This is a genomic window from Romboutsia ilealis (genome assembly GCF_900015215.1).
Classification (GTDB): Bacteria; Bacillota; Clostridia; order Peptostreptococcales; family Peptostreptococcaceae; genus Romboutsia; species Romboutsia ilealis.
The window spans coordinates 1651138-1669529 of record NZ_LN555523.1 but is presented as its reverse complement, the minus strand read 5'-3'; the positions used below and the strand labels follow the sequence as shown (position 1 = coordinate 1669529).

Annotated in this window: 18 protein-coding genes; 15 read left to right on the top strand and 3 right to left on the bottom strand. The window is 27.1% G+C overall.

The genetic code is table 11. The features are described 5' to 3' along the window. The first annotated feature begins 99 nt into the window (after positions 1-99). The 6 genes from CRIB_RS07825 to moaA all read left to right on the top strand — a co-directional run bounded on the left by CRIB_RS07825 (position 100) and on the right by moaA (position 6680). On the top strand, positions 100-768 hold the full coding sequence (locus CRIB_RS07825; protein WP_180701832.1) for a response regulator transcription factor: 669 nt from the start codon (positions 100-102) through the stop codon (positions 766-768). Beyond that, complete coding sequence (locus tag CRIB_RS07820) at positions 758-1999, top strand: sensor histidine kinase (protein WP_180701831.1); 1242 nt, start codon at positions 758-760, stop codon at positions 1997-1999. Before CRIB_RS07825 ends, CRIB_RS07820 begins: the two co-directional genes overlap by 11 nt. Before the next feature lie 124 nt (positions 2000-2123). Next, the gene (trxA, locus tag CRIB_RS07815; RefSeq protein ID WP_180701830.1) at positions 2124-2441 is read left to right on the top strand and encodes a thioredoxin; all 318 of its coding nucleotides are present in this window, start codon (positions 2124-2126) and stop codon (positions 2439-2441) included. Between the two features lie 19 nt (positions 2442-2460). Then, positions 2461-3354, top strand: a complete 894-nt coding sequence (locus CRIB_RS07810; protein WP_180701829.1) for an NAD(P)/FAD-dependent oxidoreductase — start codon at positions 2461-2463, stop codon at positions 3352-3354. Between the two features lie 249 nt (positions 3355-3603). Next, a complete protein-coding gene (locus CRIB_RS07805) occupies positions 3604-5031 on the top strand; it encodes an alanine/glycine:cation symporter family protein (protein ID WP_180701828.1) in 1428 nt (475 codons plus the stop codon). Between the two features lie 689 nt (positions 5032-5720). Continuing rightward, a complete protein-coding gene (gene moaA, locus CRIB_RS07800; protein ID WP_180701827.1) occupies positions 5721-6680 on the top strand; it encodes a GTP 3',8-cyclase MoaA in 960 nt (319 codons plus the stop codon). A 132-nt stretch (positions 6681-6812) separates the two neighbouring features. Here the strand turns inward: moaA and CRIB_RS07795 are convergent, their stop codons facing one another. Next, positions 6813-7559: a lysophospholipid acyltransferase family protein gene (locus tag CRIB_RS07795; protein ID WP_180701826.1), complete on the bottom strand. Its 747-nt coding sequence runs from the start codon at positions 7557-7559 to the stop codon at positions 6813-6815. 165 nt (positions 7560-7724) lie between these two features. Here CRIB_RS07795 and CRIB_RS07790 point away from each other — a divergent pair, with 165 nt between their 5' ends. The 7 genes from CRIB_RS07790 (at position 7725) to CRIB_RS07760 (ending at position 14144) form a co-directional block, all read left to right on the top strand. After that, on the top strand, positions 7725-7985 hold the full coding sequence (locus CRIB_RS07790; RefSeq protein ID WP_180701825.1) for a hypothetical protein: 261 nt from the start codon (positions 7725-7727) through the stop codon (positions 7983-7985). Positions 7986-8303: 318 nt separating this feature from the next. Further along, the gene (gene rbsK, locus CRIB_RS07785; protein ID WP_180701824.1) at positions 8304-9212 is read left to right on the top strand and encodes a ribokinase; all 909 of its coding nucleotides are present in this window, start codon (positions 8304-8306) and stop codon (positions 9210-9212) included. A 5-nt stretch (positions 9213-9217) separates the two neighbouring features. Further along, on the top strand, positions 9218-9613 hold the full coding sequence (rbsD, locus tag CRIB_RS07780) for a D-ribose pyranase (RefSeq protein ID WP_180701823.1): 396 nt from the start codon (positions 9218-9220) through the stop codon (positions 9611-9613). Next, positions 9613-11106, top strand: coding sequence for a ribose ABC transporter ATP-binding protein RbsA (rbsA, locus tag CRIB_RS07775; protein ID WP_180701822.1), 1494 nt, complete (start codon positions 9613-9615; stop codon positions 11104-11106). The genes rbsD and rbsA overlap by 1 nt, the downstream gene beginning before the upstream one ends. A gap of 1 nt (position 11107) precedes the next feature. Then, a complete protein-coding gene (gene rbsC / locus CRIB_RS07770) occupies positions 11108-12076 on the top strand; it encodes a ribose ABC transporter permease (protein WP_180701821.1) in 969 nt (322 codons plus the stop codon). 11 nt (positions 12077-12087) lie between these two features. Continuing rightward, positions 12088-12981 (top strand): ribose ABC transporter substrate-binding protein RbsB, encoded by an 894-nt coding sequence (gene rbsB / locus CRIB_RS07765; protein ID WP_180701820.1) that lies wholly within the window; start codon positions 12088-12090, stop codon positions 12979-12981. 578 nt (positions 12982-13559) lie between these two features. After that, on the top strand, positions 13560-14144 hold the full coding sequence (locus CRIB_RS07760) for a 3D domain-containing protein (protein ID WP_180701819.1): 585 nt from the start codon (positions 13560-13562) through the stop codon (positions 14142-14144). A 167-nt stretch (positions 14145-14311) separates the two neighbouring features. Here the strand turns inward: CRIB_RS07760 and CRIB_RS07755 are convergent, their stop codons facing one another. Together CRIB_RS07755 and CRIB_RS07750 are read right to left on the bottom strand one after the other, a co-directional pair. Further along, positions 14312-14491, bottom strand: coding sequence for a hypothetical protein (locus CRIB_RS07755; protein WP_180701818.1), 180 nt, complete (start codon positions 14489-14491; stop codon positions 14312-14314). Between the two features lie 84 nt (positions 14492-14575). Beyond that, the gene (locus tag CRIB_RS07750; protein ID WP_180701817.1) at positions 14576-15685 is read right to left on the bottom strand and encodes a DEAD/DEAH box helicase; all 1110 of its coding nucleotides are present in this window, start codon (positions 15683-15685) and stop codon (positions 14576-14578) included. 364 nt (positions 15686-16049) lie between these two features. Between CRIB_RS07750 and CRIB_RS07745 the strand changes: the two genes are divergently transcribed. Continuing rightward, on the top strand, positions 16050-17108 hold the full coding sequence (locus CRIB_RS07745; RefSeq protein WP_180701816.1) for a potassium channel family protein: 1059 nt from the start codon (positions 16050-16052) through the stop codon (positions 17106-17108). Between the two features lie 81 nt (positions 17109-17189). Further along, positions 17190-18377 carry a D-alanyl-D-alanine carboxypeptidase family protein gene (locus tag CRIB_RS07740; protein WP_180701815.1) on the top strand — a complete coding sequence of 396 codons (1188 nt, stop codon included), beginning with the start codon at positions 17190-17192 and terminating at the stop codon, positions 18375-18377. Positions 18378-18392 lie beyond the last annotated feature (15 nt).

The window sequence follows — 18392 nt, the reverse complement described above, 5'->3', positions numbered from 1 at the left end:
AGTAAAACTAGCAATTTATATTCTAGAAGTTTTTTATATAAAATAAATAATTATATTGTATAATTTATATTAAATAAAGGACGAAAAATGGAGGAGACTATGAAGATATTAGTAGTAGAAGATAATATAAAAATATTAAATAGTATATGTGATGAACTTGATAACCATTTTGAGACATATAAATGTAGTGATGGAGAAGATGCACTATATCAAATTAACCAAAATATATATGACTTAATAATACTAGATCTAATGCTTCCAGGAATTAGTGGATTAGATATATTAAAAAGTATTAGAAAAAATATGGAAACACCTGTACTTATATTAACTGCAAAAGAAGAATTAGATGATAAAGTAAAAGCTTTTGAAATAGGTGCAAATGATTACTTAACAAAACCATTTTACATGGAAGAGTTAGTGGCTAGAGTATATGCAATACTTAGAACTACTGGAAAGATAAAAAGTAAAAATGTTTTACAGTTTAAAGACTTACGCTTAGATATAAATGAAAAAAGGGTTTTTGTAAATGATTGTGAAATAGAACTTCAAAATAAACAATTTAATTTATTGGAATATTTTCTATTAAACAAAAGATGTATACTATTAAAAGAACAAATTTATGATAGGTTATGGGGAATTGATTCAGATTCTACTATAGAAATAGTAGAAGTTTATGTTAGTAACCTAAGGAAAAAATTAAGTAAATTTGGATATGATAAGTATATAAAAACTAAACGTAAGGTAGGCTATATATTTGATGATAAATAAAAAAGTATTTAATAAAACTAAGTCCAATCTTATAAAGATTAATATATTAGTAGTACTTGGTTTTTTAATTTTATTTTCTATATTTATATATACATATTTTCAAAGTGCTACATATAAAAGTATAGATAACAAATTAAATAATGAATTAGAATCTATAGCTATACAGCTTACTCGGCAATCTATAATTTATCCAGTTACAAAATATCCAAGCAATATGATTTATATATATAAAGGTGATAGAGTAAGGTATTATACTTCTCAAAATGGTTATTTTAACGATGTATTGCCAAATAGATATACCAATAAATTAAATGATATATTTACATTTAGTGAAAATGGATATACTTTTAGAGAATTAAATGTAGAAATTGGTGAATATCAAATTCAAATAATTAGAAATATAGACTCTGAGATAAGTTCTCTTAGACAACTTATATTTGTATTTATCATAGGTATATTAATATCTCTTATTATTACTTATTATCTAGCAATATATTTAACTAAAAAAGCATTAGTACCTATAGAAACTGCTTGGAATAATCAAGCTAAATTTATACAAGATGCTTCTCATGAACTTAGAACACCAATATCAATAATTTCATCTAAATTAGAACGTATGTTAAAGCATCCAAACAGCACTATAAGTGATGAAGTTGAGACTATAGCAGATGCTATGAGTGAGATAAGAAGAAGTAAAAAAATGATAAGTGATTTATTATCATTGACTAAGGAAGAGGCTATAACTAAGCTTAGTATAAAGGAAATAAATATAAGAAACTTTATAGACGATATATGTGAGGACTATATTGATATAGCAGATATACAAGATAAAAAGTTTGATATAAATTTTAATTTAAAAAATGAAACTATATTTACAGATGAGAATAAATTAAGGCAACTTCTTCTTATATTTATAGATAATGCTTTTAAATATACTAAAGAAGAAGATTTTATATCTATAAATTTAAATCAAAAAGACAATATTTATACAGAAATTTCTATAATAGATAGTGGAGTAGGAATAAAACAAGAGGATATACCGTATATATTTGATAGATTCTTTAGGAGTGAAAATGTAAGAGATAAAGATATAGATGGATCTGGAATTGGATTATCTATTGCTAAGATGATAGCTCTAAATTTAGAAGCTGAGATATCGGTAAAGTGTGAAAATAATAAAACAGAGTTTAAAATAATTATACCTAATAAAAAGTATAACCAAATCACATAAAGTAAAAAAATGCTAAAAAATAGTGGTTTAATGATTGCAACTTGGGTATAATTTGAATATATTAATAATATAAAAATAAATACACATAATAAATAAAGTAATTAAATATTAGGAGGGAATATTCATGGCTAAAATAATAAATACATCTCAATTTAGAGGAAGCGTTGAAGAAAATCAAGGGGTAGTTGTAGTAGACTTCTTTGCAACTTGGTGTGGACCTTGTAAAATGTTAGCACCTGTATTTGAGCAAGCGGGAGAAGAAATGAAAAATGATGCAACATTTTTAAAAGTTGATATAGATCAAAGTTTAGAATTAGCACAACAATTTAGAATATCTACAGTACCTACAATGATGATATTTAAAAATGGTAAGCCGGTAGAAACTTTAGTTGGGTTTATGCCAAAGGAAAGAATAGTTCAAAAGGTTAAATCACATTTATAAAAATTAAGGTGGTATAAAAATGAGATATGATATAGCTATAGTAGGAAGTGGTCCTGCAGGGCTTTCGGCTGCAATAAATGCTAAAATAAGAAATAAAAATATCATAGTATTTGGAACTGAAAGTTTAAGTAACAAGTTAATAAAAGCACCATCTATAGATAACTATTTAGGATTTTATGAAATAAGTGGTGAAGAATTAAGAGAAAAATTCCAAAACCATTTAGATAAAATGGAAATTGAAATAACATATAAAAAAATAAATAATATATATGCTATGGGTGATTATTTTGCACTAATGTCAGGTGAAGATATGTATGAAGCTACTGCAGTTATATTAGCTACAGGTGTAGAATATGGAAAGCCTATAAAAGGTGAAGAAGAATTTTTAGGTAAAGGTGTTGGATATTGTGCAACTTGTGATGCTCCTTTATATAAGGATAAAAAGGTTGCTATTATAGGATATAATAAAGAATCTAAAGAAGAGGCAAACTTTTTAAATGAGATAGCATCTAAAACTTATTTTATACCTATGTATAAAAATGATTCTTTAATGAGAGAATCTAATGAATTAGATAGTAGTATAGAAATAATAAATGATAGACCTGTACAAATAAAAGGAGAGAATCTAGTAAATAAAGTTTCTTTTAAGGAACAAGAAATAGATGTAGATGGGGTGTTTGTAATAAAAGATAGTGCATCACCTAAATCATTAGTACCAGGTATTGATACTGAAGGGCCTCATATAAAGGTAGATATAAATATGCAAACTAGCATTACTGGATGTTTTGCAGCAGGAGATTGCGCAGGTAAACCTTACTCGTATATAAAATCTGCAGGGCAAGGTCAAATAGCAGCAATAAATGCAGTTTCTTATTTAGATAAGCTAAAAATTGAACAGAGAAATAAAAAATAAGTTCTAGGATTCCTAGAACTTATTTTTTTACACAAATTAAATTAAATATCAAAATATAAAAAATCAAATAATTAAAAAATATTGCATCTGAATTAAATAATGCAAGTTTTAAATTTGAAGTTGCAAAAATATAGTTGCAATTTAGAAAAGTAATCGTTATAATATATATAAATGAATGATTAAATTAAATGTATGCATTATTAAAACTTTTATAAATTATTTATACAATAAATACAAGGAGGTAGCTAGATGGACGCAATATTTAAGTTGATAAACAATATGAATGAATTCTTATGGTCTTATATATTAATAGTAATGTTAATAACATTAGGACTTTATTTTACTTTTAGGACTAAATTTGTTCAGATTAGATATTTTGGGGAAATGTTTAGATTATTAGGTAACGGAACATCTAAAGATTCTAAAAAAGAAGGTAAAGTATCTTCATTCCAAGCATTTTGTATGAGTACAGCATCAAGAGTTGGAACAGGGAATATAGCAGGGATAGCAATCGCAATTATAGAAGGTGGTCCTGGAGCTATCTTTTGGATGTGGATTATAGCTTTAATTGGTTCGGCATCAAGTTTTGTTGAAAGTACATTAGCTCAGATATATAAAGTAAAGGATGGCGATTCATTTAGAGGTGGCCCGGCTTACTATATAGAACAAGGATTAAATAAGAGATGGTTAGGTTCAACTTTTGCAGTATTAATAACTATATCTTTTGGATTTATATTTAATGCAGTTCAAGCTAATACTGTAGCTACAGCATTTAACAGTGCATTTGGATTAGATAAAATGATTATAGGGATAGTACTTGGAGTTTTTACAGCAGCTGTTATATTTGGTGGAGTACATAGAATTGCTAAAGTTTCTGAAGTAATAGTTCCTATATTTGCAGGACTTTATATATTAGTAGCATTATTTATAGTAGTTACTAACTTGAATTATCTTCCAGATGTATTTAAATTAATATTTGAAAGTGCTTTTGGTATGAGGGAAATAGCTATGGGTACTATGGGTGGTATGATGATAACTGGTATAAAAAGAGGGTTATTCTCTAATGAAGCAGGTATGGGATCAGCGCCTAACGCAGCAGCTACAGCTGATGTAAGTCATCCAGTACAACAAGGTTTAATACAAACATTAGGAGTATTTACAGATACTATCGTTATATGTAGTTGTACAGCATTTATAATACTTTTATATCCAACATATATGGAAACAGGGTTAACAGGTATAGAGCTTACGCAAGCTGCATTATCAGCACATATAGGCTCTATGGGAAATATATTTATAGCAATTTGCATATTCTTGTTTGCATTTAGTTCTATAGTAGGTAACTATTATTATGGTCAATCTAATATGGAGTTTGTAAATTTAAGTAAAATAGGATTAAATGTATTTAGAGTTATTGTTGTAGGTATGGTTTTATTTGGATCACTTACAAAGGTTCAAATAGTTTGGAATTTAGCAGATTTATTTATGGGTCTTATGGCTGTTATAAACTTAATAGCTATAGCATTATTAGGTAAATATGCATTTGCAGCACTAGATGATTATACTAGACAAAAGAAAGCAGGAATTAAAAATCCAGTATTTAATGCTTCTAATATAAAAGGATTAGAAAATGTAGAGTGCTGGAATGATAATAAATCTTCAGAAGAAGTAATATAATATAAAAGTGTCTCTTAGTTATAAGAGACACTTATTTTATTATAAAAGATATACAAATAATAAAAATAGTTTTAAAAGATAGAAATGTTTATAATGTACTAGACTATATAAAATATTTACAGGGGATATATAGAATGTTAGGATATAATTAATATTTATTTGGGTGTAAGTTTATGAATTTGCTTAAACGAAAGTCTTGGGATTTAGTTATCTTAGATGAGAATGAAAATTTTAAAGAAATTAAAATAATTTTAATAAAAGGTATAAAAAGTGTAAAAAAACTTTTTTATACCTTTTTTGATGTATGTTATTTGTTATATAATAATAGTTATGTGTAAATCGTAGTATTGTCAGATATAAATTAAAAATATTAATATTTATAAAGTATACAATAAAAAATGAAGGAGAATTAAGCAATAATATATAATTATTAATATAGTCAAAAAAAGTTATAAAAAGCCGTTTTGAAGGGAGATATATTTAAAATTGTAATAATTATGCTAAGTGATAAAAGATGCATATGGGAAATAGATAGTATAGCTAGAAAAAATTAAATTAATATTAAAAAATAATAAATATAGCATAGTTCGTTATATTTTGATAAAAGATAATAAAAATTAAAAAGAGAAACTAGTAAGAGTGTAATAAGTTTAAAGTGATAGAATTTATTAGATTAAGTAGGTGACATAATGTTAGATGAATATGGAAGAAATATAGATTATGCTAGAATATCTCTTACAGATAAGTGTAATTTAAGGTGTGTTTATTGTATGCCAGAAGATAAAGTATATGAAAATAATTTAATAAATGATACTTTATCATTTAATGATTATAAATTTATAATAAGTGGATTAGCACAAATTGGAATAAAGAAAATTAGATTTACAGGTGGAGAGCCATTGTTATATCCACATCTTATAGAGTTGATAAAGTATACACATTATGAGTGTAATATAGATGATATATCGATAACTACAAATGGGATAGGGCTTAATGAAATAGCTTATGATTTAAAAAGAAGTGGATTAAAAAGTGTTAATATTAGCTTAGATTCTCTTAAATCATATAAATATAAAAGTATAACAAGAGGTGGAAATTTAACGGATGTGTTAAAATCTATAAATAGATGTTTAGAACTAGGGATAAAAGTAAAAATAAACTGTGTTGTTATAAAAAGATTCAACGATGATGAAATTTATGATTTTATAGATATGGCAAATTATTATCCTATAGATGTTAGATTTATAGAGCTTATGCCACTTGGAGAAGGAAAGTATCTTTATGAAAATGGATATTTTAATATAACCAAGTTTATAAATGAAACTGATGGATTATATAAAATAGAAGATGAAAAAGGTTCTACAGCGAGATTATATCAAGCTAATTATGCAAAGGGCAGAATTGGTATTATAACTCCTATTAGTTGTTCATTTTGCAATACGTGTAACAGAATTAGAGTTACATCAGATGGAAAAATAAAATTATGTATTCATTCAAATGAGGAAACTGATATAAGATACTATCTTAATAAGCCAATGATATTTAAAGAAGTATTAAAAGAAATTATACTTAAAAAACCAGAAAAGCATAACTTAATAGAGAAAAAATCAAGTGATACCTCTAGACAAATGTATGAAATAGGGGGCTAATATATCAACTTATAAAAATGATAAAATATAATAAAAAAGTGTCTTATAATACGTAATTATAAGACACTTTTTTATTATATAGGACGAAATTAAATAGTTTTTAATTAGTTGTACAAACTTAATAAAGTTAAGTTAATTGTTTTGATTAAATTTATTTATAGACTCTATCATTTTATCTCTTATAGATTCACCAAGAATTATAGTTTTAAGTTTTGGATTTTCTATATGGTCATATATAGGAGGTAAAAACTCAACTTCAACGTCCTTTGAATTTATCTTACCTATAGGTTGGTAACCTTCATAAGTATATCTAGAGTTTTTTATAACAAAAGGAACTATAGGACATTTTGCTTTGTATGCAATTTTTAGAGCACCACTTCTAAATTCAGATATAATTGCATCTGGATCTTTTACCCAAGTTAAATCTCCTTCAGGAAAGACTGCCATACTTTGACCTTTAAGTATATTATTAGCTGCCTCATTTATACTTTTTATACCTTCTTTATTATTTTGTCTATTTATATAAACACATTTTGTAAGCTTAGCCCAACTACTAACTATAGGCATTGACCTCCAAACAGGTTCATCAGCAACGACGCATCCGATAGGTCTATCTACACTTGAAAAGAGTATAAAACTATCTAGCATACTAGAATGATTGCAAATGAATAAGACTGGTTGATTTGGTATATTTTCTTTTCCTTTTATAGTAAGGTTTATATTAACTAACTTTAAAGACTTCTCAGCTTGTTTATGTAAAAAATCATAGATTTCTTTATTAGTAAAGTTATCTGGATTTTTCTTTATTTTGTTGAGTTTAGGTATAGAACAAGAAAAACCAAATATTTGATAAGTTGCAAATTTTAAATAATTAAACATTTTTATGTCTCCTTATATAGATATCTAGTAGTTTATTTTAACATAAAGCAATTACATTTACAAATAACCTATATAGTAATAATTATTGTGAATATAATGTAAGGTCTATTGAATATAATTTATCTAAATAGACTCGTTTATATACTAATTTTAGGAGGAAAGTTAATGAGATTATTAGATGAGAAATTATTAAGAATAAGAATTTTATCTCATACTGGAGATAAAATACATATAAAACTACCTGTTGGATTTGTTAAAAAAATGATTAAAAATAATACATTTGACTTTTTCTATGGAGCAGATGATATTATAGATAGTCAAAAACTTTTAGATGTGTTGATTAAAGCTTTTGATTATGATTTGAGTGGGGAAATTGCTCATATGGAAAGAAAAAATGGGGATATAATAAAGATGATAATTGATTAAATAGCACTAATTATTAGTGCTATTTTTACGCTTAAAGATATTATAATATTTAAACAAATATATATATAAGTCATAAGTTTGATAATAAATAGTTTATATTTAAAGAGAAAAAATGTTGCAAATTGTATAAAAATAAAATAATGTGTTGCACTATAAAAATAAATGTGATACTCTAAATAAAGAAATAAAATATTAATTAAAAATCTTGTTTAAAGTTAATTTTAAAATAATGTGTTTTAATTAATATTAAGAATAAAAAGAGTAAAATGGAAGTTTAATAATATAAATATAAAAAGGCATTTAGATAAGGAGATTATTATGAAGAATATATGCGTTATAGGTAGTTTAAATATGGACTTAGTAGTTAATGTAGATGCAATGCCAAAACCAGGACAAACAATAATAGGGAGTAACTTTAAAGAAGTACCGGGCGGAAAGGGTGCTAATCAAGCAGTTGCTATGGCAAGACTAAATGGAAATGTATCTATGATAGGTAAAGTTGGGGAAGATGGATTTGGGCAAACTTTAATAAACTCATTAAAAAATGATAAAGTAGACACTACATATATACAAACTACAAAAGGATCAACTGGAGTAGCACTTATAACTGTAGATAAGAATGCTCAAAATTCTATAGTAGTTTCACCAGGAGCTAATTTTGAAGTTAAAGAAGAAGATATAGATAATAATATAAAAGCAATAGAAAATAGTGATATCGTAGTACTTCAACTTGAAACACCACTTAACACTATAAAGTATGCACTAAATAAAGCAAAAGAATTAAATAAGTATACAATATTAAATCCAGCACCAGCTGTTAAGTTAGATGATGAAATAATAAAAAATGTTGATTTATTAACTCCTAATGAAACAGAACTTGAAATTATAAGTGGAGTAAGTATAGAAACTGAAGAAGATATACAAAAAGCTGCACAAATAATGATAGAAAAAGGTGTAAAAGAGCTTATAGTAACATTAGGTTCTAAGGGAAGCTTATACATAAATAAAGAGAAAAGTATGTTTAAAAAAGCATATAAAGTTGAAGCAGTAGATACAACTGCAGCAGGAGATAGTTATACTGGAGCGTTAGCAGTAGCATTATCTCAAGATAAAGGTATAGAAGATGCAATGGACTTTGCATCAAAAGTAGGAGCTCTTTCAGTTTTAAAAGAAGGTGCACAAAGTTCATTACCAACATTAGAAGATGTTAAAAATTTCAGGGGGTAGGTAAAATGAAAAAGACTAAAGTAATAAATAGTGAAATATCATATACAATATCTAAAATGGGACATACTGATAGTTTAACTATAGGAGACTGTGGATTGCCTATACCAGATGATGTTAAAAGAATAGACTTAGCATTAACTCACAATGTTCCTACATTTATACAGACATTAGATGTAGTTTTAGACGAACTATGCGTAGAAGAGGTAGTAATTGCCGAGGAAATAGAAGATAAAAATGCAGCAGTATATGAAGAAATTTTAAAGAGATTTAAAGATATAAAGATAACGAAAGTTTCTCATGAAGAATTTAAGAAATTAACTAAGGACAGTAAAGCAGTAGTAAGAACTGGGGAATGCAGCCCTTATGCAAATATAATATTAAAATCAGGAGTTGTATTTTAATGAAGACACCAATCCTAAAAATGACAAACATATTAAAAGAGTTTCCTGGAGTTAAAGCTTTAGATGGAGTTAACTTAGAGCTTTATGAAGGAAAGGTTATGGCTCTTATGGGAGAAAATGGAGCTGGAAAATCTACACTTATGAAAATATTAAGTGGAGTATATAAAAAAGATGGAGGACAAATATTTTATAACGGAGTGGAAGAAGATATAAAAGGTCCAAAAGATGCTACTAAAAAAGGTATAGCTATAATTCATCAAGAGTTAAACTTACTTAAAGATTTAAGTATAGGAGAGAATATATTCTTAGGTCGTGAGTTTAAAAAAGGTTTTAGAATAGATTTTAACAAACTTCATGAAGAAGGAGATAAGCTACTTAAAAAACTAAATGTAAATAGAAGCTCAAGAGAATTAGTTGAAAACCTAAGCTTAGGTGAACAACAAATGGTTGAAATAGCAAAGGCTCTATCTTTAGATGCAAAAATAATAATAATGGACGAGCCAACAGATGCTCTTACTGAAAAAGAGACTCAAAGCTTATTCAAAGTTATAGAAGAATTAAAATCAGAAGGGAAAGCTATAGTATATACATCACATAGATTAAAGGAAATATTTGAAGTATGTGATTACATAACAGTTTTAAGAGACGGAAAATATGTAGGAACTGAAGATTTAGCTAACTTAGATGAAGATAAGATGATAGAAATGATGGTAGGTAGAAAACTTACTGATCAGTTTCCAAGACTTGAAGTTGAGCCAGGAAAAACTATATTAAAAGTTGAGAACTTAAATAATGAATATATAAGTGATATTAACTTTGAAGTTAAAGCTGGAGAAATAGTTGGTATAGCAGGTCTTATGGGAGCAGGAAGAAGTGAACTTGCAAAAACTATATATGGTCACTTTAAAAAGCAAAGTGGTAAAATAATTCTTAATGGAAAAGAATTAAATCACAAAAGTGCTCAAGAAGGATTATTAAATAGAATAGCTTATGTTAGTGAAGATAGAAAAGGTGATGGATTATTAGTTGATTTGTCGGTAAAAGAAAATATGACTTTATCATCATTAAACAGAATAAGTAAAGGATTAATAATCGATAAAAAACATGAAAATGAGAGAGTTGATTCTTATATAGAAAGAATAAACATAAAAACACCGAGTAAAGATCAATTAATAAGAAATTTAAGTGGTGGTAATCAACAAAAGGTAGCAATAGCAAAAGCATTAATGATACACCCAGAAGTACTAATTCTTGATGAACCTACTAGAGGGGTTGATGTTGGTGCTAAAAAAGAAATATATGATTTAATAAATGATTTCAAATCTCAAGGGAAAGCAGTCATAATGATATCTTCTGAAATGCCAGAAATATTAGGATTAAGTGATAGAATATTAGTACTTAGTCAAGGAAGAATTACAGGAAGTTTTGATATAAAAGACGCAAGCCAAGAAGCCATATTAAAGTGTGCAGTAGAAACTAAGGAGGCAAAATAGCATGACATCACAAGCTATGAAACAAAAGAAACAAATAGATAAAAAAGAAATTTTAGATAAATACAGAAGCTTAATAGCATTAGCTTTATTAATAGTAGTTGTATCGATATTAAGTCCATCATTTTTAACTACTAAAAATATATTTAACGTTTTAAGACAAACATCAGTAAATGCTATAATAGCAGCTGGGATGACATTTGTAATATTAACAGGTGGAATAGATTTATCAGTAGGTTCAATACTTGCTATAAGTGGAGCAGTTTGTGCAAGTATGTTAGTGTCAGGAACTAATATTATAATAGCAGTAATAATAGCTTTAGTTATAGGGGCAATTGTAGGATTTTTAAATGGGTTTGTTATATCTAAAGGTAAACTTCAACCATTTATAGCTACACTTGCAACAATGACAATACTTAGAGGTTTAACTTTAGTATTTACAGATGGTAAGCCTATAACACTTGGAAGTGGAGATTTAGCAGTAGCATTTGGAAAAATAGGTGGAGGAACAATACTTGGAATACCAACACCAGCAATAATTATGATAGTAGTATTTTTAGTTTGTGGTTATGTACTTAACAACACTACAATGGGTAGACATACTTATGCATTAGGATCAAATGAAGATGCAGCAAAATTATCAGGACTTAATACTGATAAAATAAAAATAGCAGTATATACAGTAAGTGGTATATTAGCAGCAGTTGCAGGTATAATAATAACTTCAAGATTATACTCAGCACAACCAACAGCTGGTGAAAGTTATGAACTAGATGCAATAGCAGCAGTTGTACTTGGAGGAACTAGTTTAACTGGTGGTAAAGGTAAAATAAGTAATACAATAGTTGGTGCTTTAATAATGGGTGTATTAAGTAATGCACTTAACTTATTAGATGTATCATCTTATTATCAAATGATGATAAAAGGTGTAGTTATATTAATAGCTGTACTTTTAGATAGAAAAAACAAGTAGGAGGAAATATTATGAAGAAATTTCTTTCTATAATAATGACAACAATATTATCTGCAAGCTTATTGGTTGGATGTAGTAGCAAAGATGATGGTATACAAAAAATAGGATTAATAGTATCTACATTAAATAATCCATTCTTTGTAGATTTAAAGGCAGGAATAGAAAAAAGGTCTAAGGAATTAGGATACGAAGTTGTAGTTTTAGATTCTCAAAATGACCCTGCAAAAGAAGTATCAAATATGGAAGACTTAACAGTTAAAGATGTTGATGTAGTACTTTTAAATCCAGTTGATTCAGACTCAGCTATAGCATCCGTAATGATAGCTAATAACTCTGATTTACCAGTTATAACTGTAGATAGAGTTGCAAATGGTGGAGAAGTAGTATCTCATATAGCCTCTGATAACGTAGCAGGTGGGGATATGGCTGCTAAGTTTTTAATAGAAAAGTTAAATAGTGAAGGAAACATAGTAGAACTAGAAGGGACAGCAGGATCTTCAGCTACTAGAGATAGAGGACAAGGATTTGATGAGGGGATAAAAGAAAGCGGATTTAATTTAGTAGCTAAGCAAAGTGCAGACTTTGATAGAACTAAAGGTCTTACAGTAATGGAAAATATAATTCAATCAAAAGGAGATATAGATGCAGTATTTGCACAAAATGACGAAATGGCACTAGGTGCACAAAAAGCATTAGAAGCAGCAAATATGAAAGATGTATTGATAGTTGGATTTGATGCAACAGATGATGCAGTAGAAGCGGTTAAACAAGGCAAAATGGCAGCGACGGTTGCACAACAACCATTACTAATAGGTGAAACTGCAGTTAATGCAGTTCATAAGGTATTAAGTGGAGAAAAGATAGCTGATTATATACCGGTTGAATTAAAATTAATAACTAAGTAATTTATAAGTGTCTCATTTATATGAGGCACTTTTTTGAGTTCGGAGAAATTTTTATGGATAGTCCGCTCGATGATTATATATAAGTCTCCCTCCATGCTCAAATGTCGGTTCGACTTATATATCATCATCTTCGCTAAATAGTTTAAACGCCAATTAAAAGTACTGATATCAGGATATTATGTTATAAAAAATATGTAGACAAACTATGAATGGTAGGTGTTTTAGGTATTCTATAAACGTAGAAAGTGAAATTTTAAGTAACGGATATATCTGCAGCGGTAGCAAGGATATATCGTTGGTGATATGAAGTGGTTCGCCGATACGCCGCTAAAGCGAAGCGAATTTTATGCTTGTATAAATTTAAAAAATTAAAAAATAGTTCTAAATATTAGAATTTGAATAATTATTAAGGTTTAATTTTAATTTAAACTCGTCCTATTGTAACTGATTTGTAATAAATTTAATGGAAACACTTTACAAGTAAACTGTAATCGACTACTATTTAGAATATAAAGATTACAAAATAGTAACAAATATAGAAAATTAATTACTATAAAAATTTTAAAGGAGGAGTTTTTATGATAAAGAAAACTATACTTAAATTTTTGTTAGTATTGACCGTAATATTTTCAATAGGAGTAACTAACATATTTGCTGATAGCACAGGGATTGTTACAGCATCAAAACTAAACGTAAGAAAAGGTCCATCGACTAAATATAGTACAATGGGGAGTTTATATAAAAATAAAAGTGTAACAATATTAGGTGAAAGTAATGGCTGGTATAAAGTAAAATTAAACGGAAAAGAAGGATGGGCAAGTAAGAAATATATAAAAGTGAGCGGAAATAGTAGCTCAAGTAATACTTCACAAAGTAACTCAAATAATAACAACGTGGTTCGTACAATGAATGTAGTATCAACTGCATATACTGGATATTCAACAACTTCAACAGGTCAAAAGCCGGTATGGGGAACTATAGCTGTTGATCCTAAAGTTATACCATATGGAACTAAAGTATACATACCTGCATTTGGAAGAACTTTTATAGCAAATAATACTGGTGGAGCTATAAAAGGAAATAAGATAGATATATTTATGAATAGTAAAAAAGAATGTTACAATTGGGGAAGAAGAACTATAGAAATTCAAATACTAGGATAATTAAATAAAAAATTTACATTAATTATTTCAACAAAGATATATCTTTGATATTACTTTAGATACATACCTTTATTAAAATAATCATTAGATTTTAATTATCAATATAAAAATATAATATTATATAAAAAGGAGCTAATCTAAGTTAGAAGATAGCTCCTTTATGTTTTCTATTTTTTAGATTTACTTAGATATTTTTTATTATTGAATAATAGCATCGAAATGCTAAGTATAATACCTAAAACAGATAATATTATAAATACTGTTTCATTAGTAGATGAAAATCTGTTAAAAGTTATTACACATATAAATGTAGCAATTAATAATAAAATATCATATATCCTGTCCATTTAAGAAAGTATTCCCCCTTTATGTTGGTAATAAGTATTTTAAATTTACATACAACTTAGATGATACTTATATTATATACTAACTTAGTCAATAAGTTGTCTTTTTGGTATGTTAAATTTAATAGTATTTTCGATTTCTTCTAGCATAGATTTATTTTTAGGATCTATGAAAAGGCAAGTATATCCTTTTTCACCAGCTCTACCACATCTACCTATACGGTGGATATAAGATTCTACAGTTTCAGGTATGTCATAATTGTATATATGAGTAACTCCTGTAACATCTATACCGCGAGCAGCAACATCAGTTGCTATTAAATATTGTATATCTGCATTTCTGAAAGATTTCATTATACGTTCACGTTTAGATTGTTTTACATCACTGTGAATTTTAGCACAGTTATAACCACGTCTTGCTAAATCTTGTTCAAGCTTGTCAACTCTAACTTTAGTTCTACAGAATATTATAGATAAAAATGGATTATCTTTATCAAGACATTTGCAAAGTGCATCTTGTTTATTTCTATCAGTAGTTTCAACAACCTCTTGAATAATATTATCTAAAGTAACTTCCTTAGACTTTATAGATATAACACTAGGGTCATTCATATATCTATAAGCAAGTTTTTTAACAGCTGAGTCCATAGTAGCTGAGAAGCATAAAACTTGAGACTTTTTAGGAACATCTTTCATTATAGTTTCTATATCGTTTTTAAAGCCCATAAAAAGCATCTCATCTGCTTCATCAAATACAACAGTCTTTAAGTTTTTTAGATTAATAGTACCTCTCATTATATGGTCTATAAGTCTACCTGGAGTAGCTATAACTAAATGAATATTTCTTTTTAGTTTATTTAACTGAGCTCCTATATCCTTTCCACCATATGCTGCTAATATATTTATATCTTTACCTTCTTTTAACTTCATAGCTTCTTCAGTAATTTGAATAGCAAGTTCCCTTGTAGGAGTTAAAATAAGTCCTTGTATATTGTTATTATCTATAGATATATTTTCAAATAGAGGAAGTAAAAATGCTAAAGTCTTACCAGTACCCGTTTGTGCTTGAGCTATAATATCACAACCATTTTTTACAATGTTTATACTTTCTTTTTGTATAGGAGTTGGTGTTGATATACCGTTTTTTGATAAAACATTTACAATGCTCTCACTAATTCCTAAATCTTTAAAATTCATAAGTTATTACCTTTCATTTAAAATATTTTAAATACAATTATATAACTAATTTATAATACCACACTATTATAAATTATTCTAATCATTTCTACATATATATTATATCCAGTATTTAGACAAATTCATTATATAGTAAAGATGAGGACATAAACTATAACGATATTTTTAAGCAACGGATGTATCCGCAGTGCAAACAAGGATATATCGTTGGCGATGACTTTTTAGTTTGGAGTGAAACTATACTCGAGCGGCTAACGTTAAAAAATCTAAATTAACGTTTTTGCTATAAAAAAATATCTTTACTTACATTTAAAAAATAAAAGTGAAAATACTAAAATATATACATACTAATTTGGAGGAAAATATGAAGTGTAAATGGTCATCAAATATAAATAACAAATGTATATGCAACTATGATGCAGATGAAACTGGCTATTGCATATTTCATAAAAAACATAAAACCATAGAAGAGAGTAAAGCAGTTATAAAGTTAATAAAAGAAGAAAAAATAAATGATTTTAGCGGATTTGTATTTGAAGAAAATTTTAATATAAAAGACGTTATAGATTATAGTTATGAAGAACTTAATTTTACTGAAACCATATTTATAAAAGAAGCTTTATTTAATAATTACACATTTAAAGGTAAAGTAATATTTAATCAAACTAATTTTTTAGATTTTACTACATTTATAAATAGTAAGTTTAGATACTCAGTGATATTTAATAATGTAATATTTAATCCAAAACATTCTAATAAAAAAATATTTATGGGAGTAGAATTTACTGGGCAAAATTTAGTTATAAACTCAGTGCATAATCTTCCAAGATTGGATGGGATAAAATTTGATGAGTATACAAAGTTTATATTATTAGATGTAGACTATGAAAGAGAACATTATATAAACGGTAAAATAAATTATAGAATAGCTAGAAATCAAGCTAATAAAATAGGAGACCATGAAAGAATAGGATATTATTATTATAAAGAAAGAGCCTATGGATCTAAGACTATAAAAGTTGAAGATTACCCAACTTACAGAGATTATTTATCATCTAAATTTTTTGATGCATTATCAAAATACACAGTAGGTTATGGTGAAAGACCTTGGAATATATTAAAAGTAAGTATTTTGACAATAAGTATATTTGCACTTTTATATATGTTTATTGGAATTAAAACATTAAACAATGAATTAATAGGAATAAGTATAAAAACATTAAAGCAATATTCATTAGTTGAAATATTAAATACATATATAGACCTTTGGTACTTTAGTATGGTTACATTTACTACGGTAGGTTATGGAGATATGATAGTAACGACAACAATTGGTAAAATATTAGTGAGCCTTGAAGTTTTTTTTGGAATAACAATAGGTGCAGCATGGACATCTGTAATAATTAAAAGGATGATAAGATAGTTAGCAAATAATTACTGATATATTATTTATATAAAAAGGAAAAAATTAAGATATACTTATTAATCCAAGAAGGTGATCATTTTGAGAAAAAGACTAAAGCAATTACTAATATTAACCTTTACATTAATATTATCACTACCTACTTTAATATATTGTGATGATAACAATAAAGTAGACAGATACTCTAAATCATCAATACTTATAGATCAAACAACAAATAGAGTAATGTTTGAAAAGGATCCAGATGCAAAAAGACCACTTGCTAGTCTTAGTAAAATGATGACATTTTTAATAGCTTTAGAAGCAATAGAAAATAAAGAAGTAAATAAAAATGACATCATAACCATAGATAAAGATATGGCAAAGGTAAAAGGATCTAGTTACCATTTAAAAGTAGGCGAAAAAGTACCTCTTTATGAACTTATGAAAGGTCTTATGATAGTATCAGGAAATGATGCATCAATAGCAATAGCAAAGCATATTAGCAAAGATGTAAATACATTTGTTCAAAGAATGAATGATAAAGCTAAAGAGTTAGGGATGACTAATACAACATTTGTAAACCCAAATGGTCTTCCAATATATGACCTTCAAAATCCTAAAGCTCTTCCAAAGGAAAATATATCAACAGCACGAGATATAGCAAAACTTGGAAAGTACATGTTTGATAATTATGAAAAAGAAGTAATAGCAATAACTGATATGCAAACATATTCATACCCAGAAAGAGGATTTCAAAAGAATAATACAAACGCACTACTTGGTATTATTCCTGCTGTTGATGGTATAAAAACTGGATATACTGGAAATGCAGGTTATTGTTTAGCCTTTTCTATGGTAGTAGATAAAGATAAAGATAATGAAATAAAACACAGAATGATAGGTGTTGTACTTGGGGCTAATCACAAAGAAAAAAGAACTTCTGCATCCTTATCTATATTAAGATATGGTAAAGAAAACTTTACTACTAAAAAAGTTATAAAAAAGGATCAGCTAATAGGTAAAAAATATATAAAAGGATTAGAAGAATTAGAAGTAACATTAAAAAGTGAAGATGAACTTTATGCAACATTAAAAAATACTGAAAATTTAAAATCTCAAATAACATTAAAAGAATTAACTTATCCAGTTAAAAAAGGTGATACAATAGGTGTGATAAAATATTTCACAGAAGATGGACAGGTTATAGGTAGTGTGGATATAATAAGTGCTAATGATGTAGATAATATATCACTTATAACTAAAATAAAAATGATATTTACTGATTAAAGTCCGAGAAAAAAG

What these genes read in the sequence shown, in the direction of transcription:
- CRIB_RS07750 (WP_180701817.1), bottom strand. Translation starts at nt 15,685, where the DNA reads ATGAATTTTAAAGATTTAGGAATTAGTGAGAGCATTGTAAATGTTTTA.
- trxA (WP_180701830.1), top strand. Translation starts at nt 2,124, where the DNA reads ATGGCTAAAATAATAAATACATCTCAATTTAGAGGAAGCGTTGAAGAA.
- CRIB_RS07760 (WP_180701819.1), top strand. Translation starts at nt 13,560, where the DNA reads ATGATAAAGAAAACTATACTTAAATTTTTGTTAGTATTGACCGTAATA.
- CRIB_RS07810 (WP_180701829.1), top strand. Translation starts at nt 2,461, where the DNA reads ATGAGATATGATATAGCTATAGTAGGAAGTGGTCCTGCAGGGCTTTCG.
- moaA (WP_180701827.1), top strand. Translation starts at nt 5,721, where the DNA reads ATGTTAGATGAATATGGAAGAAATATAGATTATGCTAGAATATCTCTT.
- CRIB_RS07820 (WP_180701831.1), top strand. Translation starts at nt 758, where the DNA reads ATGATAAATAAAAAAGTATTTAATAAAACTAAGTCCAATCTTATAAAG.
- CRIB_RS07805 (WP_180701828.1), top strand. Translation starts at nt 3,604, where the DNA reads ATGGACGCAATATTTAAGTTGATAAACAATATGAATGAATTCTTATGG.
- CRIB_RS07755 (WP_180701818.1), bottom strand. Translation starts at nt 14,491, where the DNA reads ATGGACAGGATATATGATATTTTATTATTAATTGCTACATTTATATGT.
- CRIB_RS07790 (WP_180701825.1), top strand. Translation starts at nt 7,725, where the DNA reads ATGAGATTATTAGATGAGAAATTATTAAGAATAAGAATTTTATCTCAT.
- rbsA (WP_180701822.1), top strand. Translation starts at nt 9,613, where the DNA reads ATGAAGACACCAATCCTAAAAATGACAAACATATTAAAAGAGTTTCCT.
- CRIB_RS07745 (WP_180701816.1), top strand. Translation starts at nt 16,050, where the DNA reads ATGAAGTGTAAATGGTCATCAAATATAAATAACAAATGTATATGCAAC.
- rbsD (WP_180701823.1), top strand. Translation starts at nt 9,218, where the DNA reads ATGAAAAAGACTAAAGTAATAAATAGTGAAATATCATATACAATATCT.
- CRIB_RS07795 (WP_180701826.1), bottom strand. Translation starts at nt 7,559, where the DNA reads ATGTTTAATTATTTAAAATTTGCAACTTATCAAATATTTGGTTTTTCT.
- rbsK (WP_180701824.1), top strand. Translation starts at nt 8,304, where the DNA reads ATGAAGAATATATGCGTTATAGGTAGTTTAAATATGGACTTAGTAGTT.
- rbsB (WP_180701820.1), top strand. Translation starts at nt 12,088, where the DNA reads ATGAAGAAATTTCTTTCTATAATAATGACAACAATATTATCTGCAAGC.
- CRIB_RS07825 (WP_180701832.1), top strand. Translation starts at nt 100, where the DNA reads ATGAAGATATTAGTAGTAGAAGATAATATAAAAATATTAAATAGTATA.
- rbsC (WP_180701821.1), top strand. Translation starts at nt 11,108, where the DNA reads ATGACATCACAAGCTATGAAACAAAAGAAACAAATAGATAAAAAAGAA.